Source organism: Oceanococcus sp. HetDA_MAG_MS8 (assembly GCA_019192445.1).
Taxonomy (GTDB): domain Bacteria; phylum Pseudomonadota; class Gammaproteobacteria; order Nevskiales; family Oceanococcaceae; genus MS8.
Map to the genome: position 1 here is coordinate 118,630 of JAHCMK010000008.1, position 22,073 is coordinate 140,702.

General features: G+C 58.6%; 15 protein-coding genes. 3 read left to right on the forward strand and 12 right to left on the reverse strand.

Annotated elements, in window-relative coordinates; translation table 11 throughout:
• Positions 1-13 precede the first annotated feature (13 nt).
• The 5 genes from KI787_13435 to KI787_13455 all read right to left on the reverse strand — a co-directional run bounded on the left by KI787_13435 (position 14) and on the right by KI787_13455 (position 4,547).
• Entirely contained in the window at positions 14-649 is a 636-nt protein-coding gene (locus KI787_13435; GenBank protein MBV6630952.1) for a DUF502 domain-containing protein, read from the reverse strand.
• A gap of 122 nt (positions 650-771) precedes the next feature.
• On the reverse strand, positions 772-1,095 hold the full coding sequence (locus KI787_13440) for a zinc ribbon domain-containing protein (GenBank protein MBV6630953.1): 324 nt from the start codon (positions 1,093-1,095) through the stop codon (positions 772-774).
• A 224-nt stretch (positions 1,096-1,319) separates the two neighbouring features.
• The gene (locus KI787_13445) at positions 1,320-2,462 is read right to left on the reverse strand and encodes an acyl-CoA dehydrogenase family protein (GenBank protein ID MBV6630954.1); all 1,143 of its coding nucleotides are present in this window, start codon (positions 2,460-2,462) and stop codon (positions 1,320-1,322) included.
• Positions 2,463-2,891: 429 nt separating this feature from the next.
• The gene (locus tag KI787_13450; GenBank protein MBV6630955.1) at positions 2,892-3,638 is read right to left on the reverse strand and encodes an SIMPL domain-containing protein; all 747 of its coding nucleotides are present in this window, start codon (positions 3,636-3,638) and stop codon (positions 2,892-2,894) included.
• 87 nt (positions 3,639-3,725) lie between these two features.
• Positions 3,726-4,547, reverse strand: a complete 822-nt coding sequence (locus tag KI787_13455; GenBank protein MBV6630956.1) for a kinase/pyrophosphorylase — start codon at positions 4,545-4,547, stop codon at positions 3,726-3,728.
• Between the two features lie 113 nt (positions 4,548-4,660).
• Here KI787_13455 and ppsA point away from each other — a divergent pair, with 113 nt between their 5' ends.
• Entirely contained in the window at positions 4,661-7,003 is a 2,343-nt protein-coding gene (gene ppsA, locus KI787_13460) for a phosphoenolpyruvate synthase (GenBank protein MBV6630957.1), read from the forward strand.
• A 633-nt stretch (positions 7,004-7,636) separates the two neighbouring features.
• Here the strand turns inward: ppsA and KI787_13465 are convergent.
• From KI787_13465 to KI787_13475, 3 genes are all read right to left on the reverse strand, one after another.
• The gene (locus KI787_13465; protein ID MBV6630958.1) at positions 7,637-8,074 is read right to left on the reverse strand and encodes a hypothetical protein; all 438 of its coding nucleotides are present in this window, start codon (positions 8,072-8,074) and stop codon (positions 7,637-7,639) included.
• Positions 8,075-8,247: 173 nt separating this feature from the next.
• Positions 8,248-9,078, reverse strand: a complete 831-nt coding sequence (locus tag KI787_13470; protein MBV6630959.1) for an OmpA family protein — start codon at positions 9,076-9,078, stop codon at positions 8,248-8,250.
• 3 nt (positions 9,079-9,081) lie between these two features.
• On the reverse strand, positions 9,082-13,104 hold the full coding sequence (locus tag KI787_13475) for a hypothetical protein (GenBank protein MBV6630960.1): 4,023 nt from the start codon (positions 13,102-13,104) through the stop codon (positions 9,082-9,084).
• A 174-nt stretch (positions 13,105-13,278) separates the two neighbouring features.
• Between KI787_13475 and ettA the strand changes: the two genes are divergently transcribed.
• Complete coding sequence (gene ettA / locus KI787_13480) at positions 13,279-14,946, forward strand: energy-dependent translational throttle protein EttA (protein MBV6630961.1); 1,668 nt, start codon at positions 13,279-13,281, stop codon at positions 14,944-14,946.
• A 90-nt stretch (positions 14,947-15,036) separates the two neighbouring features.
• On the opposite strand, the gene KI787_13485 is transcribed toward ettA, so the two are convergent.
• The 4 genes from KI787_13485 to KI787_13500 are packed head-to-tail and all read right to left on the reverse strand — an operon-like array spanning position 15,037 to position 21,158.
• Positions 15,037-16,080, reverse strand: a complete 1,044-nt coding sequence (locus KI787_13485; GenBank protein ID MBV6630962.1) for an NUDIX domain-containing protein — start codon at positions 16,078-16,080, stop codon at positions 15,037-15,039.
• Between the two features lie 53 nt (positions 16,081-16,133).
• Complete coding sequence (purL, locus tag KI787_13490) at positions 16,134-19,955, reverse strand: phosphoribosylformylglycinamidine synthase (protein ID MBV6630963.1); 3,822 nt, start codon at positions 19,953-19,955, stop codon at positions 16,134-16,136.
• A gap of 5 nt (positions 19,956-19,960) precedes the next feature.
• Entirely contained in the window at positions 19,961-20,776 is an 816-nt protein-coding gene (locus tag KI787_13495) for an MBL fold metallo-hydrolase (protein MBV6630964.1), read from the reverse strand.
• Positions 20,777-20,831: 55 nt separating this feature from the next.
• Positions 20,832-21,158, reverse strand: coding sequence for a DUF1820 family protein (locus tag KI787_13500; protein ID MBV6630965.1), 327 nt, complete (start codon positions 21,156-21,158; stop codon positions 20,832-20,834).
• A gap of 174 nt (positions 21,159-21,332) precedes the next feature.
• On the opposite strand from KI787_13500, the gene KI787_13505 reads away from it, so the two are divergent.
• Positions 21,333-21,770 carry a hypothetical protein gene (locus KI787_13505; protein ID MBV6630966.1) on the forward strand — a complete coding sequence of 146 codons (438 nt, stop codon included), beginning with the start codon at positions 21,333-21,335 and terminating at the stop codon, positions 21,768-21,770.
• The last annotated feature ends 303 nt before the right edge of the window (positions 21,771-22,073 follow it).

A 22,073-nucleotide genomic window follows, 5' to 3' on the forward strand; every position in this document is an offset into this window, starting at 1 on the left:
CCGAGAGAAGTCCTCAGGATTTGCTGCGGGTTGGCGGCGGCGTTTCGGCAGAATGCACCACCCCAAGCGTCATCACCAGCTTCAAGGCGTCTTCTACGGTCATGTTCAAAGGGCGCACCTTATCTGGAGTCACGAACACAACAAAACCCGATGTGGGGTTGGGCGTCGTGGGCACATAGACCGTAATCACGGGCCCCAGTTCGGCACGAACCCGGCTGCTGGGGTCAGCCGTTTGAAAGGCCACCGTCCAAATGCCGTCATTGGGGTACTCGATGAGCACCACTTTACGGAAGGTCTGTGAGTCCTCGCTCATCAGCGCCTCCGTGAGGCTTTTGACCCCGCCGTAAATCGACTTCACCAAAGGGATGCGAGCGAGCAGCGTTTCCCCAAAACCGAGCAGCCGTTGGCCTGCAATATTGGCGACGATGGCTCCGGTACCTAGCACCACCACGACGCTGATCAGCACGCCCAACCCAGGCAACTCCATGCCCAGCAAATTCTCAGGCCGTAATGGTGGCGGCAACAAGTTCCGGCTCTGGTCTAAGGTTTCAACCAGAAAACGAATCACCAAATAGGTGGCGATCAACGGAACCCACACCAGCAGCCCAGCAATGAGCCAAGCGCGCAGGGGCGGCCGCCAGGACCACATCAGCTTCTCCGCTGCGGGCGCAAAACCCCTAGCAGAGTGCTGCCGCAGACTGAGCGCAGCAAGCAACCCCTCATGAGCCGACGACCCCGATCTGCTTTAGCCATCAGCAAGCCGCAATCAACCTAAGCCGCTGGCTTGGACGCACTAGACTTCGCACCAGAAGACTTGGAGGCAGAGGGCTTATCCGCGGCCGCTTTGCTGTCTCCTCCGGATTTTGTGTCGCTGGAAGGTTTGTTATCTCCACCTGCTAGATTGCGCTTGCCGCCAGACTTGAAATCCGTTTCGTACCAGCCCGAACCAGCCAAGCGAAAACCCGCCGCCGAGACCTTGCGTACCAGAGTTTCGGCTTGACATGCCGGGCAGGTCGTCAAATGGGGATCCGACATCTTTTGGAGCTGCTCCAGCTCATGGCCACAGGAGCGGCAGGCGTATTCATAAATAGGCATAAAACAACCTCGAACTCGGCCAAAATAAATAAAGCGCTGCAGTGGGGGCTGGAACGGGTTTTTCAATATACCCCCGATGCCCAAGTATGGCCTAAGGCAGCCCCCCTTATTCGGCCGCTGCCGATGACGCTAGATCGGCTCGGCTAGGGCTGCGCCTTCGCCCGCCAGCCTCAGCAGACTGGCGGGACAACGAAGGCCTCGTTACGCAAAAAACAGACTACAGCCTAGCTCCGTCCGAGCAGCGATCGGGCAATGATTTCCAGCATGATTTCGCTGGTCCCACCGTAGATGCGCTGAATGCGCGCATCAACAAAATCACGTGAAATCGGATACTCCAGCATGTAACCGTAGCCGCCAAATAGCTGCAAGCACTGGTCACAGACCCGGTTCTCCAGCTCTGTGGTGGTGTATTTGATCATGGCGGCATCGACGGCCGTGAGCTCGCCCTTTTGGTATTGAGCGATGCCCTTCTCGATGAAGGCCCAATGACATTCCACCTCCGCCCTCGCCTTCGCCAAACTAAAGCGCGTGTTTTGGAAAGAGCCGATGGCTTGACCAAAAGCCTGCCGCTCCTGGACGTAATTCAGCGTGCGTTCAACAGCTCCACGGGCATGGGCCACCGCGGTGAGGGCCAGGCCCAAACGTTCACGGGGTAGCTCATCCATCATGTGGCCAAAGCCACCGCCCTCACGACCCAGCAGCTTCCCTGCAGGAATCTTCAAATCCTTGAAGAACAGCTCCGAAGTATCGGCAGCGTGCTGACCAATCTTTTCCAAATTGCGGCCACGCTCAAAACCGGGCAGGTCTGTATCCAGCAGCAGCAAGGACACACCCTTGGAGCCTTTATCCGGCGCTGTTTTAATGGCCGCGCAAACCACGCCAGCGTTCTGGCCGTTGGTGATAAAGGTCTTGCCGCCATTCACCACCCACCCACCATCCTCAGTGGGCGTGGCCCTAGAGCGAATGTTGGCTAAGTCAGAGCCAGCACCGGGCTCGGTCATGCCAATCGCACCAATGCACTCCCCGCTGGCCATGCGCGGCAGGTAGTGTTGCTTTTGCTCCTCAGTGCCTAGGTGCAAAATGTAGGGAGCGACGATATCGGAGTGGACCGTGAGGTTACTGGCCAGCGCCATGTAGCCCGCGCGCGACACCTCTTCCAATACCACCATGGAAAACTCGAAGGGCGCACCAATACCGCCGTATTCCTCGGGCTGATCCACGCAGAGCAAGCCGTTTTCGCCCATGGACAGGTAAAACTCTGGAGGAATCCGACCCTGACGCTCCCAGGACTCGTAATGCGGCTCCACCTCTTCGCGCAAAAAGCGAATGACTGTGTCGCGGAAAAGCTCTAGATCTGATTGATCCACTTGCGCGGTCTCCTTGAATTGATTCGGCGCCGAGTGTAGCTCGGCCCTCGTGTTGATGTCCGCTCCCGGTGCGCCAATGCGTATTCCTTCTCAGTATCCGCAAGTAGGAGCCGCCATGAACACGCCACAGACCACACGGGGCCAATGCCTATGGATCGCAATGCTGATTGTGTTGATTGTGAGTTGGCAAAGTCAGGCCCAGGCTCGCTCAAGCACGAGTTGTAGCCATAGCTTGCGGGTCGGTCAAAAACTGGTGGTTGAGGGCGATGCTGTCAGCCAAGCCGGTGCGCTGCTCCAGGCCCACCACCGTTGGGAGCTCGTACAGCGCAGTCGCAATCGACAAGTATGGCGCTGGACCGGGATGCAACCCCGAACGGCGCAATTGCATTTAGACGGCGGCCGCGTGCGCAGAATATGTCAGTCAACCGGCTAATCTGCCCTACGCGCAGGAGGCTGTGGAAGCAGCTCATAATGCAGCTCCACCTGGCTGCGTAGACGAACTTCGCCTGGAGAGTCGTAGCCCTGAGCTGTCATGGCATCACTTTGGGCGGCCATCATCCGCGCTTCGGCCACTCGGAATTGAGGCTGAGGCTGCCCATGCCGCGCATCCAAAAAAATGGGCATACCAAGCTGCATGTCTAGCTCGGCGGCTAACTCCTGCGCCTTGCGCCGACCGTCTGCCACGGCTTCGCGCTGCAGTTCACGCTGTATCTGCTCGAGGGTAGACACTTGGGGCTGCACGGATTGCACTCGCACGCCCTGGGTTTGGCCTACCGCATCCATGATCGCCGCCAAGCTAGGTATGGGCACCTGATTCAGCGACACCCCACGAATCGCTAGCATCTCACGGGGCTCCCCGCGTTCTCGCACCCAACTGCGGCTGGTCCCTTGAACAACTTCACGCAGCTGAATCTGGAGTGCCTGAATACTGCGATTGGGGATGATTTCCCGCAGCTGTCCAAGCAATGCGCCCACCGCCTCACCGGCTGCAGCGAGCGCTGCATCAGCACTCGCTGCGCGCTGCTCCACACTCAATGTGAGCTGTAATTGATCCGGTGCAAGGTCCCGCTGGGCATGGCCCTGCACCCAGATGCCCTGTTGGTCGGCCGCTACACCCGCCGACAGCAGTAATGCCCAGGCCATAACCGCCGCTTTGCATGCCTGTGTAGTGTTCATTGTTTTCATAATCACCCGATGTTTTCGCCGTTGGCAGTCAGAGCCCCCATACGCATTCAAGTTCCCCCAAAAGCCCGAACGCTATGGCTAAAAACTCTGTCGCCGGAGCCCCTTCTCCTGCATGATGACTGCCGCCATCTCCTCAATAGAACTATTGGAAGTATTGAGGAAGTTGATGCCATGTTTGCGGAACAAGGCCTGCGCTTGGGAGAGCTCGAATTGGCACTGAGGCATCGAGGCGTAACGGCTCCCAGGCCTGCGCTCAGAACGAATTTGATGCAATCGATCCACGTCACAAATTAGGCCGTAGAGCTTGTCGCGGTGGTTCTTGATGGGCGCTGGTAGCGCCAAACTTTCCAGATCCTCTTCAATCAACGGATAGTTGGCGCAAAACAGCCCATGCTGGAGCGCCATGTAAAGACAGGTTGGTGTTTTTCCGCAGCGCGATGGGGCCACCAAAATCACATCAGCGCGCTCTAAATCGCGCGCAGTTTGGCCATCATCGTGCATCAGCGAGAAATTCATAGCGTCAATGCGCGACTCGTAGCGGGTCCGGTCTGGCATCCCATGCGCACGGCCCTCAACATGCAGCGAGGTGCGCTGCAAAGCGCCCTCTAAGCTGGGCAGCCAGGTGTCGAATGGATCAAAAAACGCACCCTCGACCGTTCGCAAAATGGCCCGGATTTCCTCGTTGACCGTTGTGCTGAATATAATGGGCGGCTGAGTCTTGCTCGTCATGCGTCCAATCCACGCCACTGTGGACCGGGCTTTGTCGGGCGAGTTGATGAAGGGCAATGTGGTGCGCTGATAGTCAATATCATCAAATTGACTGAGCAGACTGTTCCCTAGCGTTTCGGCAGTAATGCCGGTGCGGTCGGAAACAAAAAAAACCTGCCTCTGCGTGCTCATAGGGTCTCTATTCATGACAATTTGTCGTAAAACCTCCGTGGCCAAAAGCCACGCCTGATCAACGAGGGTACGCCGTGAGTTCAGCTTCCGTCATCTGGTTTTCTCAGCTCGGCATGGGAGATGTCGAAACTGTTGGGGGCAAAAATGCCTCGCTGGGAGAAATGATCTCCCAATTAGCCGATGCTGGGGTCAGCGTTCCAGATGGTTTTGCCACCACCGCCGCGGCCTATCGTGAGTTTCTCAACCACTCTGGCCTAGACCAGCGCATCCATGAAGCCCTGGACCAGCTTGATCCCGAGGATGTGCAGGCGCTCATGACCACGGGTAAGCAAATCCGCCAGTGGGTCAAAGACCAACCCTTCCCGGCCTCTTTGGAGGCAGATATTCGCGCGGCATTTGACCAACTCGCCACAGATAGCGAAATTTCCGTTGCTGTGCGCTCCTCTGCAACTGCCGAAGACTTACCGGAGGCGTCCTTTGCTGGCCAGCAAGAAACCTTTCTGAACGTGCGCGGCATCGATGCGGTGCTCGATGCCATCAAAGAGGTCTTCGCGTCTTTGTATAACGACCGCGCCATCAGTTACCGGGTTCATCATGGTTTTGCGCACAGCGATGTAGCCCTATCAGCCGGCGTCCAACGCATGGTGCGCTCGGACAGCGGCGCCAGTGGTGTGATGTTCACCATTGATACCGAATCTGGCTTTGACCAGGTGGTGTTTATCACCAGCGCCTATGGTCTGGGCGAAGGTGTGGTGCAAGGCGCCGTCAACCCGGACGAGTTCTACGTCTACAAGCCCAACCTAGAGCAAAACAAGCCTGCCGTTCTACGCCGCAATGTGGGCGCCAAAGCCACGCAAATGGTTTATACCCAGGATCGCACCTTGGGTAAAACCGTGGAATTTGTAGACGTTCCCGCTTCGCAGCGGGTGCTGCTCAGCCTCAGCGATGCTGAAGCTGAAGACTTGGCGCGCCAAGCGGTCATCATCGAAAAGCACTACGGCCGCCCCATGGACATCGAATGGGGTAAAGACGGCGTAGACGGCAAGCTGTACATTTTGCAGGCCCGTCCCGAAACGGTGAAGAGCCGGGCGGGCTCAGGCACGCTGCAGCGCTATAAGCTCAGCAAACGCGGCGACATCCTGACTGAGGGCCGTGCGATCGGCCAGAAGATCGGTACCGGTGCGGTGCGCAATCTCAGCAACTTGGACGAAATGAACCGCGTTCAGCCTGGTGATGTGCTAGTCACTGACATGACCGATCCCGATTGGGAGCCCATCATGAAGCGCTGCTCGGCCATCGTCACCAACCGTGGTGGGCGGACCTGTCACGCCGCCATCATTGCGCGTGAACTGGGGATTCCGGCGGTGGTGGGTTGTGGTGACGCAACAGAAACCTTGCGCGACGACACTGTGGTCACGGTGTCCTGCGCCGAAGGGGATACGGGCTACATTTATGCTGGCGATCTGGGCTTCTCTGTGGACGAAGTGCAGTTGGACAACATGCCGCCAGTGCCACTCAAAATCATGATGAACGTCGGCAACCCGGATCGGGCATTCGACTTTGCTTCTATTCCGCACGCGGGCGTGGGCTTGGCCCGCTTGGAGTTCATCATCAATCGCATGATTGGGGTCCACCCCAAAGCCCTGCTTTACTTTGATGATCAAGCGCCGCAGCTGCAGGCTCAAATCGCCGATCTGGTTGCTCCTTACGACAATCCTGTGGACTTTTATGTGAAGCGGCTTGCCGAAGGCATGGCCAGCATCGCGGCCGCCTTCGCCCCCGAGCCGGTCATCGTTCGTTTGTCCGACTTCAAGTCCAACGAGTACGCCAACCTGATTGGTGGCCAGCAGTACGAGCCCCATGAAGAGAACCCCATGCTGGGCTTCCGTGGTGCCTCACGCTACCTGGATCCTAGCTTTGCGGACTGCTTTGAGTTGGAATGCCGGGCTGTTCACTATGTTCGCGACACCATGGGCTTGCATAACCTCAAAATCATGGTGCCCTTCGTACGCACATTGTCTGAGGCCGAGGGTGTGATCGAGCTATTGGCCAAGAACGGCCTCAAGCGCGGCGAGAATGGCCTCGAAATCATGATGATGTGTGAGCTGCCCAGCAATGCTCTGTTGGCTGATCAGTTCTTGGAACACTTCGATGGTTTTTCGATTGGTTCCAATGATATGACCCAGCTCAGCTTAGGCCTGGACCGGGATTCTGGCTTGATTGCGCATCTCTTCGACGAGCGCAATGAGGCCGTCAAAGCCCTCCTGCATATGGCTATCCAAGCCTGTCGCAAAGCGGGCAAATACGTAGGCATTTGCGGCCAGGGCCCATCCGACCACCCTGATCTTGCTCAGTGGTTGCTGGACGAAGGCATCGAATCGGTGTCATTGAACCCCGACACCGTGCTTTCGACATGGTTATACCTCGCGGGTGAAACGGCCCCCGGCGCCGAATAAACCCCGCTTAATCCCGGCGCCGGGGGTCGCCCCGCGCCGGGAGTCTGTACTTGCTTCAAGTCACAGTGATTCAACGGCCAAGAATGGCTCGTTGAGGCTGGCCGCAACCTAGTGTCCCTTAACAGAAGTTCGTCGCACATATGCGGGTCAGCACGGGGTGTGCCGCTAGGCGCGCTCGCGCAGGAATGGTTGTTCCATTTCAAGCGAGCGCAACACCGCGGAACGCCCCGTGCTGGCTCGCCCGAAGGGAGCCCCTCAAATCGCCTGCTACGGCGTTGCGCTCCTTGGCAAGGGAATAACCATTCCCGGCGGAGCGCGCCTTGTATCAGACGATTTGAGGGGCTCATATATGCAACGAACTTCTGTTATGGGACACTAGCATCGCGCCGAGCCCGTTAAACCAAGTCCAGGGCGCAGCACAGCTGGGCTGCAGACAACGGCCGAAGCGGACTCCTATGCCCTGGCACAGGCATCCTCATCTCAGCCGGTTCATGGCATTTGACGATTGCCCTACTCTGCGCCCAGGGAGGCAGCCGGATCTAGATTTGGATTCGCGCGCGACGTCGCCATTTCCGATCTAGGGAGCCGCTGCTCAGCGGGGATCGACTTATCCAACTCTCATTGCGCGAAGAACTATTTTTTCGCCGGAGTTTTCTTGGTCGGCTTTTTTCTTGTAGTGGCTTTCTTGGCTGATGTCTGATTGGCCGGCGCTGCCTTGGACTTCGTCGCAGGCTTCTTAGCGGATGTGGCCGAGGTTTTTGCCGAGGATTTGGCCGCCGACTTTGCCGACGCCTTGGCCGGGGTCTTTGCCGGAGTCTTTGCCGCGCTGGTCTTGGTCTTGGTCTTGGCCTTGGATGTCGATTGGCTCCCGGCCGATTGTTTGGCCTGAGTAGCCTTGCCAGATCGCACCCTAGAGCCTGATGCTTGTTTGGTTTTTGCCTTGCTGCCCTGCTCTGCCTTCGCCTCTACGCTGGCTTCCATGCGCAGTTCAAAATGGCCTAATTTGCTGGCACGCATATCCCGGCGCAGCTTATTAAAGGGCTCGAAATTTACGAAGTTCGGCAGATTCATACTAAGCTCTCCGCGCCCAGTGTCCGTTCTTGCCCAGAATGGGCAGACTCTAGATGCACGCGACATCTGCTCTGCAGCACTAGAGCCGAACGCTGGGCTACGCCAGAACGGCGCGCACCGGGACTAAGCGCTGAAGGAGGAAGGCAGTCAGTCATGCTCAGCCGCAGAAACGGCTAGCCCTCCACTTCCAGAATGCGAGCAATCTTCGATTCCACATCAGTACGCACTCTAAATTCCACGCGCTGCGAGCGGGCTTCGTCTTCGTTGCCGTCAGCGTCATAAATGAGCCGCGAGGACGACATGCCGATGGCATTCAAATGATCACGCAGCCAGGGTAGTTCGCTCTTCACCCGCGGTAGCTCCATCACAAATCGCAGGACGCTACGTGCACGGGCAAAGGAGAGGTCCATGTTAAGCAGCCAAGCCTGTTGCGGCGGTTCGGGGTTGGCCTTATTCCAAAAGCTTGAGGTATGGCCCTCAATGCGCAGTTCCGTCACGCTGTCACGAAAATCCTCCCGCGTAACAATGCGCAGATAGCGTGGAAAGAAGTCGTCCAGAATCTGGATAAAGCGGCGGCGTAGTTCCGATGATCCCACAGTGAACAGTACGGTGGGCTCGTTAAAGCGCACGGTGAGATCTTCATCGATTTCCGCATTCCAGCGTGGCAGGTCCTGACCAAACTCCTGCAACAACTCGTGATAGAGCTCATCGCGCTTTTGGTCGTACAACACCGCCACTTCTTCGATGCTGTCGACATTGACCTGCGCACCCAGAAGTTTTTTGCGCAAAGCGTCTACCGCCTGCTTCTCGCCTTCTAGCTTCTGCTCCAGACTTTCTACCGTTTCAGCCCATACCTCGGTTTGCGCACGTTGATTGGCCTCCTCCGTGAGCATGAAATACAGCATGAGCAAAAAGAAAATGATCAAAGCCCCGCCGAGTAAGTCGGCGGCACTGACCCAGTAATCGTCCTGCTGATCTGGGCCCGGAGTGGACTGATCGAACATGGTTTAGACCTTCTCTACGGCGCGAACTAACGCGCGCAGGCGGTCGGTCAGGGGCGAATAATCTTCGACAAACTTCTCGGACAGCGCTGCTAGCTGCTGACCAAAGGTGTTCATGGCCTTGCTCAGCTCCTCGTCCATGGCCGAGTCCACCCGAATGATTTGCTCCTCGATGCGCTTGGAAATCTCACCCAACTGATCGCTCATTCGGGTGTTGCCCTCCAAGATACGATCTTCGATGGCCTCCAGGGATTCACTGGTGACATCCACAATGCGCGCGAAGCGTTTGAGGTGACTTTCCATCTGCACCCGCTGCGAGTCCAGCCCGCCTAACAAGGCAGAGATGTTGCGGGACACGTCGATAAAGATCTCCGAGCGCGAGGCCACCTCGTCGAAGCGTCGCGCCGCCGTATCCATGTTGCGAACGGCCTTGGTGTGTTGCTCCACCATGGTACTGAGCTGTTTGCGGTAGGTTTCCATCCATTCGCTGAGCTCCGCCACACCCTGGTTGAAGCCCTCGAACTTCTCCCAGAACTGCCCGGAAAACTGCGTGTTGAATTGGCTGATGAGCTCCTCGAGCACCTCCATCAGACGCTTGGGGCTGTAATCGATCTGGCGCTGAGTGTTTTCTTCCAGGGCCGTGCGGATCTGCGACAGGCTGTCGGCGTTGCGATCTTGAGCTGAGCGGATCTCCTCCACCAAACTGGAACTCACGCCGTCCGGGCCCACCAGAGCCTCGGCGAGGCTGGCCAGAGCTTTTTCATTTTTGTCTTGCGAGGCCCGAATTTCGTCGACGATGCCCGATGCTGCGCCTTTGGGACCAACCAGCGCCTCGGCCATGGACTCGATAGCCTTGAGACCACGCTCCTGGCCTTTGCGCATCTGATCCATAATCCCTGGCGCCAGGCCTTTGGGCCCAACTAAGGCCTCGTTGAGGCTTTGCAGCGCTTGTGTACTGCGTTCTTGATTCTCGCGTAGCTGTGCGGCAAGGCCCTCTGTGGCGCCGTCCGGCCCCACCAAGGCATCGGCCAGTATTTCGGTGGCCTTGAGCGTCGCAGCCTGACCCTTGCGCATTTCTTCCATCAAGCCCTGTGTAGCGCCCTCTGGACCCACCAAAGCTTGTGTCAGTGCCTCTAAGGATTCGCGCGCCTGCAGCTGGTTCTTATCCAGAGCAGCGAGCAAGCCGGCGGTGGCTCCCTCAGGCCCAACGATCGCCTGAGACAAAGACTCCAGTGCTTTCACCGATGCCGCTTGACCTTCATGCATCGCCTCAAGCAGGCCTTGTTGCACCCCATCCGGGCCGACTAATGCATCTTCCAGCTTCTGCATAGATTCGGCGCTGCGTTCCTGGCTGCGGCGAATCTCCTCGACAAGACCCTCGCGCACCCCATCGGGACCGACCAAACCATCGGCTAACGCTTGTACAGCCTGCAGTGCCGCAACCTGCCCCTTGCGCATTTCTTCCATCAAGCCCTGCGTCGCTCCCTTCGGTCCGACCAAAGCCTGTTGCAGGGCATCCATAGCGTCACCAGCACGCGACTGAGCCTGACGAATTTCTTCCATGATGCCGCTGGTAGCCCCATCTGGGCCCACCAAAGCCAAGCGCAAATCATCAATGGCATCGCCAATACCGCTGGCAAGGTTGTTGATGTCGCCGGAGAGGCCGCCAACACCATCGGCCAATGTTCCAGCCAAGCCGTCGGCCAAATTGCCCAGGCCGTCGCTGAGGCTTTGAATCCCCTGGGCCACCTGAGCAGCCACTCCATTGGGCCCGGTCACTTCTTCGCGAATGTCCAACACGGCCTCGGTGATCTTCGGCAACATGGCATCGCGTTGTCCGGCCACCAGTTCCGATAGCGAGGCATTGCTGGCATCCAGAGCTTCACCAATCTGTGCGTTGGCGGACTCGGAACCGGCCCGCAAGGCCTCGAGTTTATCCAGTAGCTGCAGGGCATCCTCGCCCAGAGCACCGCGTAATTCTGCGAGTGCTTCTCCAAGCTTGGCCATCTGCGCGGTTGCTTCGGCGCTGCCTTCGCTGAGGCCAGATTGCAGCGAATCAAGTTTCTCGCCTAAGCGTTCCGAATCGCCGCCGAGGGCATCGCGCAGCGTGAGCACAGCATCACCAATGCCGCGCAACTGCTCGGCTGCCTCAGAGTTTCCAGAAGCCAGTCCGCTGCGTAATTGCTCCAGTTTTTCGAGTAGCGCAACCGACTCGCCGCCCATGGAGTCGCGCAGCGCCGCAATGGCCTGGGATAGGCCGGCGACCTGCTCGGCAGTACTGGTATCCCCGCTTTCTATGGTGGTCTGCAGGTGGCGTAGTTGCTCCAAAGCGGCCACAGAGTCATTACCCAGTGCTTCGCGCAGACCCTGGATGGCCTCGTTGACGGCGCGTACCTGCTCAGCGGTATTCTGATTCCCTTCGCCCAGAGCTTCGCGGAGCACATCGAGGCGTTGCAGCACAGCCTCCGAATCGCCACCCAGCCCACTGCGCAGGTCGCCAATAGCATTTACCACCGCTTTGAGCTGTTCCCGCGACTCTTCGCTGCCACCCGCCAGACCGGCACGCAATTCTTCGAGCTTCTCCAGCATTTGGACGGAGTCGCCACCAAGCGCCTCGCGCAAACCACCAATGGCGCCTGCGACTTCGCGCACCTCGGCGGCCGTATCGGCTTGTCCGCTGGCGAGGCCATCGCGCAAACCCTCGAGCTTTTGCAGTAAGGCCACGGAGTCGCTGCCCAAAGCCTCGCGCAGGCTGCCAATGGCATCGCCCAGCTGCTGCATTTGCTGACGGGTGCCCGTGGCCCCTGCATCAACCTGTTCGCCCAAAGAACTCAAGTCGCTGGAGAGCGCGGAACGCAAGCCCTCTGCCGCTTCGGCCAGAGACTGGCTGAGCTCGGCACCCTGAGCCTCTAAGCGCTGGCCTAAGAAAGCTGCAGCGCCGTCTGGCCCGATAATGGCGTCGCGCAGATCGGTGACAGCTGTGGTGACTTGCGCTGCCATCAGGTCGCGATTTTCGGCCACCGCCTCGGCCAAGGTGGACTGGCTATCCGCGACCACGCGGGTCAGCCTGTCGGCGAGCTCATCCGAGCCGGCATGCAGCTGCTCCAACCGTTGCAACACAGCTTGCGCGTCGGCGCCCACCGCGGAACGCAAACCGTTGAGAGCATCTCCCAATTGCTTAATTTGCGTGGTGCTCAAAGACGCACTGTGCCCCATACGATCGGCAAGTTTGTCGAGGTCACCGGCAAGAGCTTGCTTCAAACTCTCCATGGCAATACCCATGGATTTCGCCAGCTCAGTACGCCCTTCGGTAAGGCCTTGGGCCAAGGCCGTGGACACCCCATCGGGGCCGACTAATGCATCGCGTAGCTCAGTAACCGCCTTCGTGATCTGCTGAGCCATCCCCTGGCGCTCAGCCTCAAGCCCATCCCGCACGGCCTGGGTGAACCGCTCACCCATGGCGTCGCTGGCCTTCTGCACATCCTGCATACGGGCCAACAAGGCTTGGTTGTCCTCACCCAGGGATGCGCGCAGGCCTTGGATGGCATCCGTCATGTTGCGCACTTGCTCTGCGGACTGCACTTCGGTGTTCTCACGCAGAGATTGCAGCGTGGATAGCAACGGAGACTGCTCCGGATCGGTCAAGCCGCGCTTTACATCCTGCAGAGCATCAACCACGTCATCTGCAGTCGCGGCTTGCTTGGAATCTGCCTCTGTATCCGCGTCTAAACCGAGGGTCAGCAGCCGGAACCGGACGATGATGCCGCCGAGAATCCCTGCCACCGACGTCCAAAAGGCTAACTTGATGCCTTCAAACAAATACGGAACGCTGCCAGCGATATCGCCTGGGTCAAAGCCGGCCAAGCCTGCAGTGATTCCCAAAAAGGTTCCGAAAATGCCGATGCTGGTGAGCAAGCCTGGGGCGGAGTTCACCACCCTTGGTACTTGACTGATCAATGCGTAAATCGTCAACGCGATAATCACAGCCGTGGTGCCGTAAGTCAGCCATAAAATGGTCGCGGTACTCACACAATCTCCTCAAATCGACCGGGCGTGGCAGGTGTACTAAGTTGAGGATTCCTTGACCAAGTGTCAAATGGAAAAAAACCTCTCCCCGAGTCAGATTCGGATGACATTCCCCCCCCGGACGCGGGGCCACGCACGATAGAATGGAGCCTTATTTGCGCAGCACAGAAATAAGGCATGAGCCAATACGTCTACTCGATGAACAAAGTGGGAAAAATCGTCCCACCCAAGAAGCAGATTCTTCGAGACATTTCCCTGTACTTCCTGCCCGGCGCAAAAATCGGGGTGCTGGGCTACAACGGCGCGGGCAAGTCCACCCTCCTGCGCATCATGGCGGGTGTAGATACCGACATCGTCGGTGAAGCGCGGGCGCAGCCTGGGACTAAAGTCGGATACCTCTCCCAGGAACCTCAACTCGATGACGCGCTTGATGTGCGCGGCAATATCGAGTTAGGCGTCGCCGAGACCAAATCGTTATTGGACCGTTTCAACCAGGTCTCCGAAGCCATGGCAGACCCGGAGGCAGACTTTGAGGCGCTGATGGCCGAGCAGGCCGAATTGCAAGAAAAAATTGAAGCCGCTGATGCCTGGGACCTAGATCGTCAGTTGGAGCAAGCCGCATCCGCTTTGAATCTCCCGCCCTGGGAGGCGGAGGTGAAGAACCTCTCTGGTGGTGAGCGCCGACGGGTTGCCTTGTGCAAGCTCCTGCTGGAAAAACCCGACATGTTGCTGCTGGACGAGCCGACCAACCACCTGGATGCCGAGTCGGTGGCATGGCTGGAAAAGTTTCTGCATGACTTCCCAGGCACCGTTGTGGCAGTGACCCACGACCGCTACTTCCTGGACAACGTAGCGGGCTGGATCTTAGAGCTAGACCGCGGCCATGGCATTCCCTGGGAGGGGAATTACTCAAGCTGGCTGGAGCAAAAAGACAAACGTCTTGCTCAAGAAGAACGCGAGGAAGCGGCCCACCGCAAAGCCATCGCAGCTGAGTTGGAGTGGGTGCGTGCCAACCCCAAGGGTCGGCAGTCCAAGAGCAAGGCCCGCCTCCGTCAGTTCGAGGAACTCAGCTCACAAGAGTTTCAAAAGCGCTCCGAAACCAACGAAATTTTCATTCCGGTGGGCCAGCGCTTGGGCGACAAGGTGATTGAAGTCAGCCATCTCAAAAAGACCTTTGGCGAACGGACCTTGTATGAGGATGTGAGCTTTACGGTGCCCCGCGGCGCTGTGGTTGGCATTGTGGGTGCTAACGGGGCCGGTAAATCCACGCTGTTCCGCATGCTCAACGGCCAGGAGCAGCCTGACGGCGGTGAAATCGAGCTGGGTGACACGGTGCAGATCAGCTTCGTCGACCAAAGCCGAGACGCACTCAACGACAAAAACACCGTCTGGGAAGAAATTTCTAACGGCCAGGACATTCTTGCTGTAGGCGGCTACGAGATTCCCTCGCGGGCCTATGTCGGGCGCTTTAACTTCAAAGGCACCGATCAGCAAAAGCGTATTGGCGACCTCTCAGGCGGTGAGCGCAATCGCGTGCACTTGGCCAAGCTGTTGCAATCCGGTGGCAATGTTTTGCTCTTGGACGAACCGACGAATGACCTTGACGTAGAAACCTTGCGGGCATTGGAGGAAGCCATCCTCACCTTCGCCGGCAGCGTACTGGTGATCTCGCACGACCGTTGGTTCCTAGACCGCATCGCGACGCATATTCTCGCTTTTGAAGATGACGGCGAGGTGGTTTATCACGAAGGAAACTGGCAAGACTACGCAGCCGACCATAAGGCACGCAAAGGTGCAGACGCGGGAATTAATGCCCGCGCCAAGCACCGCAAACTGGCCAGTTAAACCAGCCTGGGTGACGGCTCCAGTGTTTACTGGAGCTGTCACTGCGGCAGGCCCGAGCTCCCCCGACCTCGCGCTCGCTAATTCTCTGGACTAAGACAGCTTGGGCAAGAGGTGATCGATGAGCAAGGCGTGATCTTCAAACATGTGCTCGGGGTTAAGCGCGTTCACCGGCCACCACCGCGCATCGGCAGCGTCATCCGCGCCGCAGAGTCGCGGCGGCGGCTCATCGTCATCTAAACGATACGCAAATACATGGGTCACAAATCGCCCGCGATCGGAACGATCAGGATGGTCGCCGACGAAGTGCTCCAGCGGATGCAAGTGAAGGGGTAGCTCTAGGCCGGTCTCCTCGCGCAGCTCTCTACGGCAGCCGGCCTCCAAGCGCTCCGCAGGATCTAAAAACCCACCTGGCAGCGCCCAGAGACCGAGGCCAGGACGCTGTCCGCGTTGAATTAACAGTACCTGGTCGCGCCAGAGCACCAAGGCGTCCAAGGTAATAAAGGTGGGTGGATAGGGGCTAGCGGACCAAGAACGCTGAAAACTCCGAATACTCGCTGCCTCAGCTAAGAGTTCCGCGAAATCAGCCTCTGCAACGAAATGCTCCAACCAATTCCCGACTCCGGTTGGCAGCTGTCCGAGTTGACACTGTTTGTGCAGGATGGCTTTCGCCTCTGCGCTCCCTGCGCAGTCCAATAATGCTTCGCGCAGGGGGGTTGCCGACAGCCCCTGAAAGTCCGGCAGCTCCACGTAATCCCACTGGGGGAATAAATCCAGGTAATAGGAGGAGGCATCCTTGGTGTGGCCATAGAGGCGCACACTCGCATCGCGAGGAACATGTTCAGCCACAGCAGCGCGCACCAGCCGCACCCATTCACCATCCGCGTAGTACACATCGGGGATCCCACTGATGTGCAAACGGGTCTGGCACTGCGCGTCCATCCCCGCTCGTATCATGGCTTGGCGCTCTGCGAAGGACCATGGATTGTGCAAACGCCGCGCGGCGAAACTCGACCCCACAATGACCAGAACGTCATCAACCTCAGCCAGCATGCGCTTCAGCAAGGCTTGATGACCGCAATGAAAGGGTTGGAAGCGGCCGATCAGCACACCCCAACATTTGGCTTTGGTTGTCATCGCATTCTCCGCGTCAGCGCTAGCCCACACGGGCTGAGGCTGACGCCACGCCCTTAGTGGTTATCGACCCATGCTCTGGCCGACAAGAACATCTGTAACCAAGGAGATTCGCCTCCTTCCCACTCGGGTGGATGCCAAGAGAAGTTACCCACACGGGTCATTCTCTCCGGATGCGGCATCATGATGGTGACCCGCCCATCGGCACTGCACAAACCCGTGATGCCCTGCGGTGACCCGTTGGGGTTCAAGGGGAAATGCTCGGTGGCTTCGCCTGCGCGGTTCACGTAGCGTACAGCGACCTGTTCAGCAGCCTGGCTCAATTGCTGCTCACTGGCAAACTCAGCACGACCTTCACCATGAGCAAGCACCACAGGCAAACGTGATCCAACCATATCCCCCAACATAATGGAGGGTGAGGGCGTGATCTCAACCATGCTCAAACGCGCCTCAAAGCGTCCGCCGGCATTATGGCTAAAGCGCGGCCAGTGGTCGGTGCCGGGAATGATCTCTCGCAACTGCGACAGCATCTGACAGCCATTGCACACGCCCAAGGCGAAGGTATGAGGCCGAGCGAAGAAATCGGCAAACATAGACCGTGTGGGGGCGTGATGAAGAATGGTCGCGGCCCAGCCCCGGCCGGCCCCCAATACGTCTCCATACGAGAAGCCTCCGCAGGCGGCCAGGCCGACGAAGCCTGCCAGGTCGACGCGCCCGTCCAGGATATCGCTCATATGCACGTCGACTGGCGCGAACCCAGCTTGCTGGAACATCCACGCCATTTCGACCTGACCATTAACGCCTTGCTCCCGCAAGATCGCCACCCTTGGTCGGCGCTGCCCGGTGTACACCTGCGGCAGATCAAAGCTCAGTTCAGCATAAAGGCCTTCATCTTCATCGATTAAGGCATATTCTTGGGCTGCACACTCGGGGTCATCACGACGGGCCTGCATGGCCTGGCTCAACTCGGCCCAAATCTTTTCCAGACTGGCGCGGTCCGTGCTGTACAGCTCTTGCTCAGCCTGCGAAATGCAGATGTTTTGATCAGCACGTAGGGTCGCCAAAGGCGTGATATCTGCACCGGCTGCACTCAAGCTGGATTCAACCTCGGCCGCGTGTGCCGGGTCCACTTGAATGACGATGCCGGGTTCTTCGCTAAAGAGCTCGGCCAAGGCACAAGCATCGGCGGGAATGGCGACATCCAAACCCAGGCGGCTGGCAAAGCTCATCTCCAACAGGCTTACCAGCGCGCCCCCATCTCCGATGTCATGCCAGGCCAGAGCCTGCTCACGCACCTGAATCAAAGCCTGTAGGGTTTCGCGCGCCACCAGGGCATCATCCACATCAGCGCAGGCACCCAGATCCGCCTGCCACACCTGCTCCAGCGCCGAGGCCCCCAGGCGACGCTGGGCCGCAAAACGCACCACCAGCAGTTGGCTACCGGGATGATTCCGAAGCTGTGGGTTTCGCGCGGCACCCGCATCCGCGACCGGCGCAAAACTAGACACCACTAAGGATACCGGTGCGGTGATCTGGCCTTGGCTACCGTCGGCTTGGGTCCAACGGGTTTGCATAGACAAAGAGTCCTTGCCCACAGGTACTGCCAAGCCCAGGGCCGGACACAACTCGCGGCCTGCCGCCTCTACCGCGGCCAGCAAGGCGCTATTTTGATCATCCTCGCCTGCGGCAGCCATCCAGTTACAGGACAAGCGAATATCCTCTAGCTGTGCCACGCCACTGCCAAGGATATTGGTGACGCTTTCGACCACCGCCAAACGGGCACTAGCCGCGGGGTGACGCATGGCAACAGGGCTGCGCTCGCCCATGGCCATGGCTTCGGCCGCTGTGCCCGCGTAGCCGGCCGCTGTTAAGGCATAGTCGGCCACCGGAACTTGCCAAGGGCCGACCATCTGATCCCGTAGGGTCATGCCACCGACGCTGCGGTCACCAATCGTAATCAGGAACTTCTTCGAGGCCACAGCCGGCAAACGGAGCACGCGTTCGATGCTCTGCTTGAGATCGAACTCAGGACGAGGTGTCTGCGTGCTGGGCAACATGCCTGACTGAGCGCTGCGCTGCATGCGTGGCAACTTACCCAGGAGAGTGCCCATGGGCAGGTCCACGGCCACACCGGCCTGACCGGCGACCCTCAGATGCCTGTTTTCGGTGGCCACCCCTACCACGGCAAAGGGGCAGCGTTCACGGGCGCACAGCGCAGCGAAGCGCTCTCGCGCTTCCGGCGCAATCCCCAGAACATAGCGTTCCTGAGACTCGTTGCACCAGATTTCCATGGGCGAGAGCGAAGGATCAGCGACGGGAATCGCATCCAGGTCTATATCGCCACCCAACTCGGAATCATCCAGCAACTCGGGAATGGCATTGCTAAGACCGCCAGCGCCAACGTCATGAATGCTGCGAATCGGGTTGGCGTCGGCGGCGCGCCAGCAGGCGTCGATCACTTCCTGGCAACGTCTTTCCAGCTCAGGGTTAGCACGCTGCACAGAGGCGAAATCCAAACTCTCACTGGAGGCGCCAGCATGGACCGATGAGGCAGCTCCGCCACCCAAACCAATCAGCAACCCTGGACCACCCAGCACAATCACCAAGTCCCCAGGCCGAAGGCATTGTTTTTGCGCGTGCTCCGGACGCAAATTACCCAAACCGCCGGCAATCATAATGGGCTTGGCATAACCCCAGCGCCGGCCATCTACTTCGCGGTCCAGCGTCCGGAAGTAACCCGTGAGGTTAGGCCGGCCAAACTCGTTGTTATAACGCGCTGCCCCCAAAGGCCCGTCCAGCATGATGTCCAACGGCGACGCCATACGTGGCGGTGTTTCCGCATTGTTTTCCCAAGGTTGGGCTGCTTCAGGCAGGCACAGGTCGCCCACAGAAAATCCGCACAGACCCGCTTTAGGTTTGCCCCCACGTCCGGTGGCAGCCTCATCACGAATTTCACCCCCGGCTCCTGTCGCGGCCCCGGGGTCAGGAGCAATAGCCGTAGGATGGTTATGTGTTTCAACCTTGATCGCGATTGCAGCGGTATCGGTATAGGGCTGATATTGCCCATTGGCCGCAGGGCCGAAACGAGTCACCTCACCCGCCCCTTCCAGGACGGCCGCATTATCCGAATAGGCCGATAAGATCCCGCCAGGTGTGGCCTTGTATGTCTCCCGAATCATGTCGAATAAGGAGGCATCGAATGCCTGCCCATCGCGAGTCCAGCTGGCATTGAATATCTTGTGCCGGCAGTGCTCGGAGTTCACCTGCGCAAACATCATCAATTCTGCATCGGTGGGCACATGGCCTTGTTCAGCAAATTGCTGTTCTAGCCAATCCACTTCAGGTGTGGATAGCGAAAGGCCCAGCTTCTGCTGCGCGTCGAGCAGATTCTGCCGTAGCTCTGCCCCCGCAAAACTCACCAAAGGCCGCGCAGGCGGCGGCGTGAGCACGGACTCCCACTGAGTATCCGCAGTCAGCATGGTTTCGGTAAGCGCGTCGTGCAGCAATTTGCGCGAGGCTGCTGCTTGCTGCCAATCGCCGCTCAGTTGTAGTCCTCGGCCACGCTCCACACGCAATACGCTTCGCAGCCCACATAACTGGGTGATGTCTGTGGCCTGACTAGACCACGGCGAGACCGTACCGATGCGGGGCAGCACCACACAGGGCCACTCAGTGAGGGTGTCGACTGGGCGCGCCTCAAGCAGCTGCTCCAAATCCGCCAGCTCAGCACTTGTAAGCGCGGTGTGAGCGCGGACTAAATACACATTAGCAGCGTGTTCGAGCACCACCCCCTCGCCAGCTTGAGAAAGACGCTCGCGGAGCTGATGAAGAGGGTGTGCGGCGTAGGCAGCACCACCAACAAAGATATGCAGGGACATAAAAATTACACGCGTATAGCTGCCAGAGGTTGGTCTTGGCTCGCGGTGAGCAACTGACCATTCCATTGGCTTAAGGGTTGGCGAACAACGGCTTGCGCCCTGTCCGGACAATTGTTTTGTTCAGAAATATGGGTCAGCACAATGCTGTGCACCCGCGCCAAATCCACACGCTCGAGAAGCTGCGCGGTCTGAGTGTTGTTGAGGTGACCAAAGCGCCCACCGACGCGGGCCTTGAGCGAAGGAGGATACGGACCCTGCGCCAACATATCCAAACAATGGTTGGCCTCAATAAACAGAGCATCGCAAGAATGGAGCGTGGCACACATATGCGCCGTGACATGGCCTGCATCGGAGAGCACCCCCACTCGGCGTTGACCCTGAGTGCAGACAAACTGTACTGGCTCCGCAGCATCATGCGGAACCACGTAGGATTGAATGTCCATGCCGGCCAGCTTGAGTTTGGCCCCAGAGGATAAAACCCGCAAAGGCGCCGCCCCCAGCCATCCGGCTCGCTCCGCAGTGCCTCGAGTCGCATACAAAGGCACCTGACAGGCACGGGCAACGGCCAAAGCGCCTTGAGCATGATCCCCGTGCTCATGGGTGACCAACACCGCACGAATATTGCCTAGCGACTCGCCGGCCTGCTCCAGCCGTTGCTTCAGGTTGCGCTTGGAGAAGCCACAGTCGATGAGCACCTGTCCTTGCTCACCGCCCACCAGCATGGCATTCCCACGACTACCACTCCCTAAGATGCGGACCTCCACCTCCGGCTTTACCCCGCGCTTGGCCGCATCAACAAACGAGCGCCAAAAGCCGACCATAACGGCGACTGTGAAGCAGAAGAATGCGCTAGAGCACGCGAACGACCTAGTGTCACTAGCTTTTGCCTGGGGGCTGGGTATACACCGGAAACGGTGTGACATTGGAGCCATCGGGCTGACGTATGACCGCCGGGCCAGATTCGGACACTTCATCGATGCGATGCACCGCGTGCAGTGGAACGTGAAAGCGGTCCACACCCGCAAAACGGCTTTTCAGCTTCTCTTCGGAGGGGTCTACAACCACGGTGGACTGGGTTCCGAATACCGGCTCGGCCACCTCGACAAAACCCCAGAGTCCGCTGGGGCCAATGCTGCGCGCGCAGAGTTGGTAGATCTCACCTTCGCAGGCAAAAACAATGCGATAAAGCTGGGATTTAGCCATGGGCGCAATTATACCGGCGTGACCACAAAAACAGTCGCCAGGAACACAGTGCACCCCGCGCTAGCGCCCCTCAACCAGTCGCGAGGACGCGCCAATCTCCCTACACTCCGCAACGAGATCGGTTGCGCTCTGCGCAGACGATAACTATTGCGAACACAGTCCAAGGAAACCGTTATGAGTCTGGGTATCCCCTATGAATTCCGTCCCACCGACAAGCTGATTTGTGCTGGCAGTCTCACCGCGGAGGCCCTCAGCCAAGCCGCGCGGGAAGATGTCGTACAAGTCATTAACCTCTGCCCGGCTGCAGAAATGACCTGGGATGAACAAGCAGCGGCTGAGCAAATGGGCATGACCTACCACAATATCCCCGTCGCCGGCCCCAGCGATCTGTCCGAAGATAATGTGAACCGACTCTTAGAGTTGCTGGACGAAGCCCCCGGAGTCACGCTGTTGCACTGCGCCAGCTCCAACCGCGTCGGCGCAATGATGGCATTAGCTGCTCAGGCCAAAGGTGCCAGCATGGATGAGGCATTGGCCATTGGACGCCAATCGGGCCTCACCAAATTAGAGCCGGTGGCTGCAGCCTTACTGGAACAGCGCAAGCAAAACTAAGCCCGCAAGGCTGGATGCCCATTGCGCGCCCCTAGTGTCCCTTAACAGAAGTTCGTTGCATATATGAGCCCCTCAAATCGTCTGATACAAGGCGCGCTCCGCCGGGAATGGTTATTCCCTTGCCAAGGAGCGCAACGCCGTAGCAGGCGATTTGAGGGGCTCCCTTCGGGCGAGCCAGCACGGGGCGTTCCGCGGTGTTGCGCTCGCTTGAAATGGAACAACCATTCCTGCGCGAGCGCGCCTAGCGGCACACCCCGTGCTGACCCGCATATGTGCGACGAACTTCTGTTAAGGGACACTAGC

Coding starts and splice junctions, on each gene's coding strand:
- KI787_13450 (MBV6630955.1), bottom strand. CDS start 3,638: ATGAACACTACACAGGCATGCAAAGCGGCGGTTATGGCCTGGGCATTA.
- KI787_13500 (MBV6630965.1), bottom strand. CDS start 21,158: ATGGCTAAATCCCAGCTTTATCGCATTGTTTTTGCCTGCGAAGGTGAG.
- KI787_13455 (MBV6630956.1), bottom strand. CDS start 4,547: ATGAGCACGCAGAGGCAGGTTTTTTTTGTTTCCGACCGCACCGGCATT.
- KI787_13495 (MBV6630964.1), bottom strand. CDS start 20,776: ATGGTCGGCTTTTGGCGCTCGTTTGTTGATGCGGCCAAGCGCGGGGTA.
- KI787_13505 (MBV6630966.1), top strand. CDS start 21,333: ATGAGTCTGGGTATCCCCTATGAATTCCGTCCCACCGACAAGCTGATT.
- KI787_13465 (MBV6630958.1), bottom strand. CDS start 8,074: ATGAATCTGCCGAACTTCGTAAATTTCGAGCCCTTTAATAAGCTGCGC.
- KI787_13435 (MBV6630952.1), bottom strand. CDS start 649: ATGTGGTCCTGGCGGCCGCCCCTGCGCGCTTGGCTCATTGCTGGGCTG.
- KI787_13470 (MBV6630959.1), bottom strand. CDS start 9,078: ATGTTCGATCAGTCCACTCCGGGCCCAGATCAGCAGGACGATTACTGG.
- ettA (MBV6630961.1), top strand. CDS start 13,279: ATGAGCCAATACGTCTACTCGATGAACAAAGTGGGAAAAATCGTCCCA.
- KI787_13485 (MBV6630962.1), bottom strand. CDS start 16,080: ATGACAACCAAAGCCAAATGTTGGGGTGTGCTGATCGGCCGCTTCCAA.
- KI787_13440 (MBV6630953.1), bottom strand. CDS start 1,095: ATGCCTATTTATGAATACGCCTGCCGCTCCTGTGGCCATGAGCTGGAG.
- ppsA (MBV6630957.1), top strand. CDS start 4,661: ATGGGAGATGTCGAAACTGTTGGGGGCAAAAATGCCTCGCTGGGAGAA.
- purL (MBV6630963.1), bottom strand. CDS start 19,955: ATGTCCCTGCATATCTTTGTTGGTGGTGCTGCCTACGCCGCACACCCT.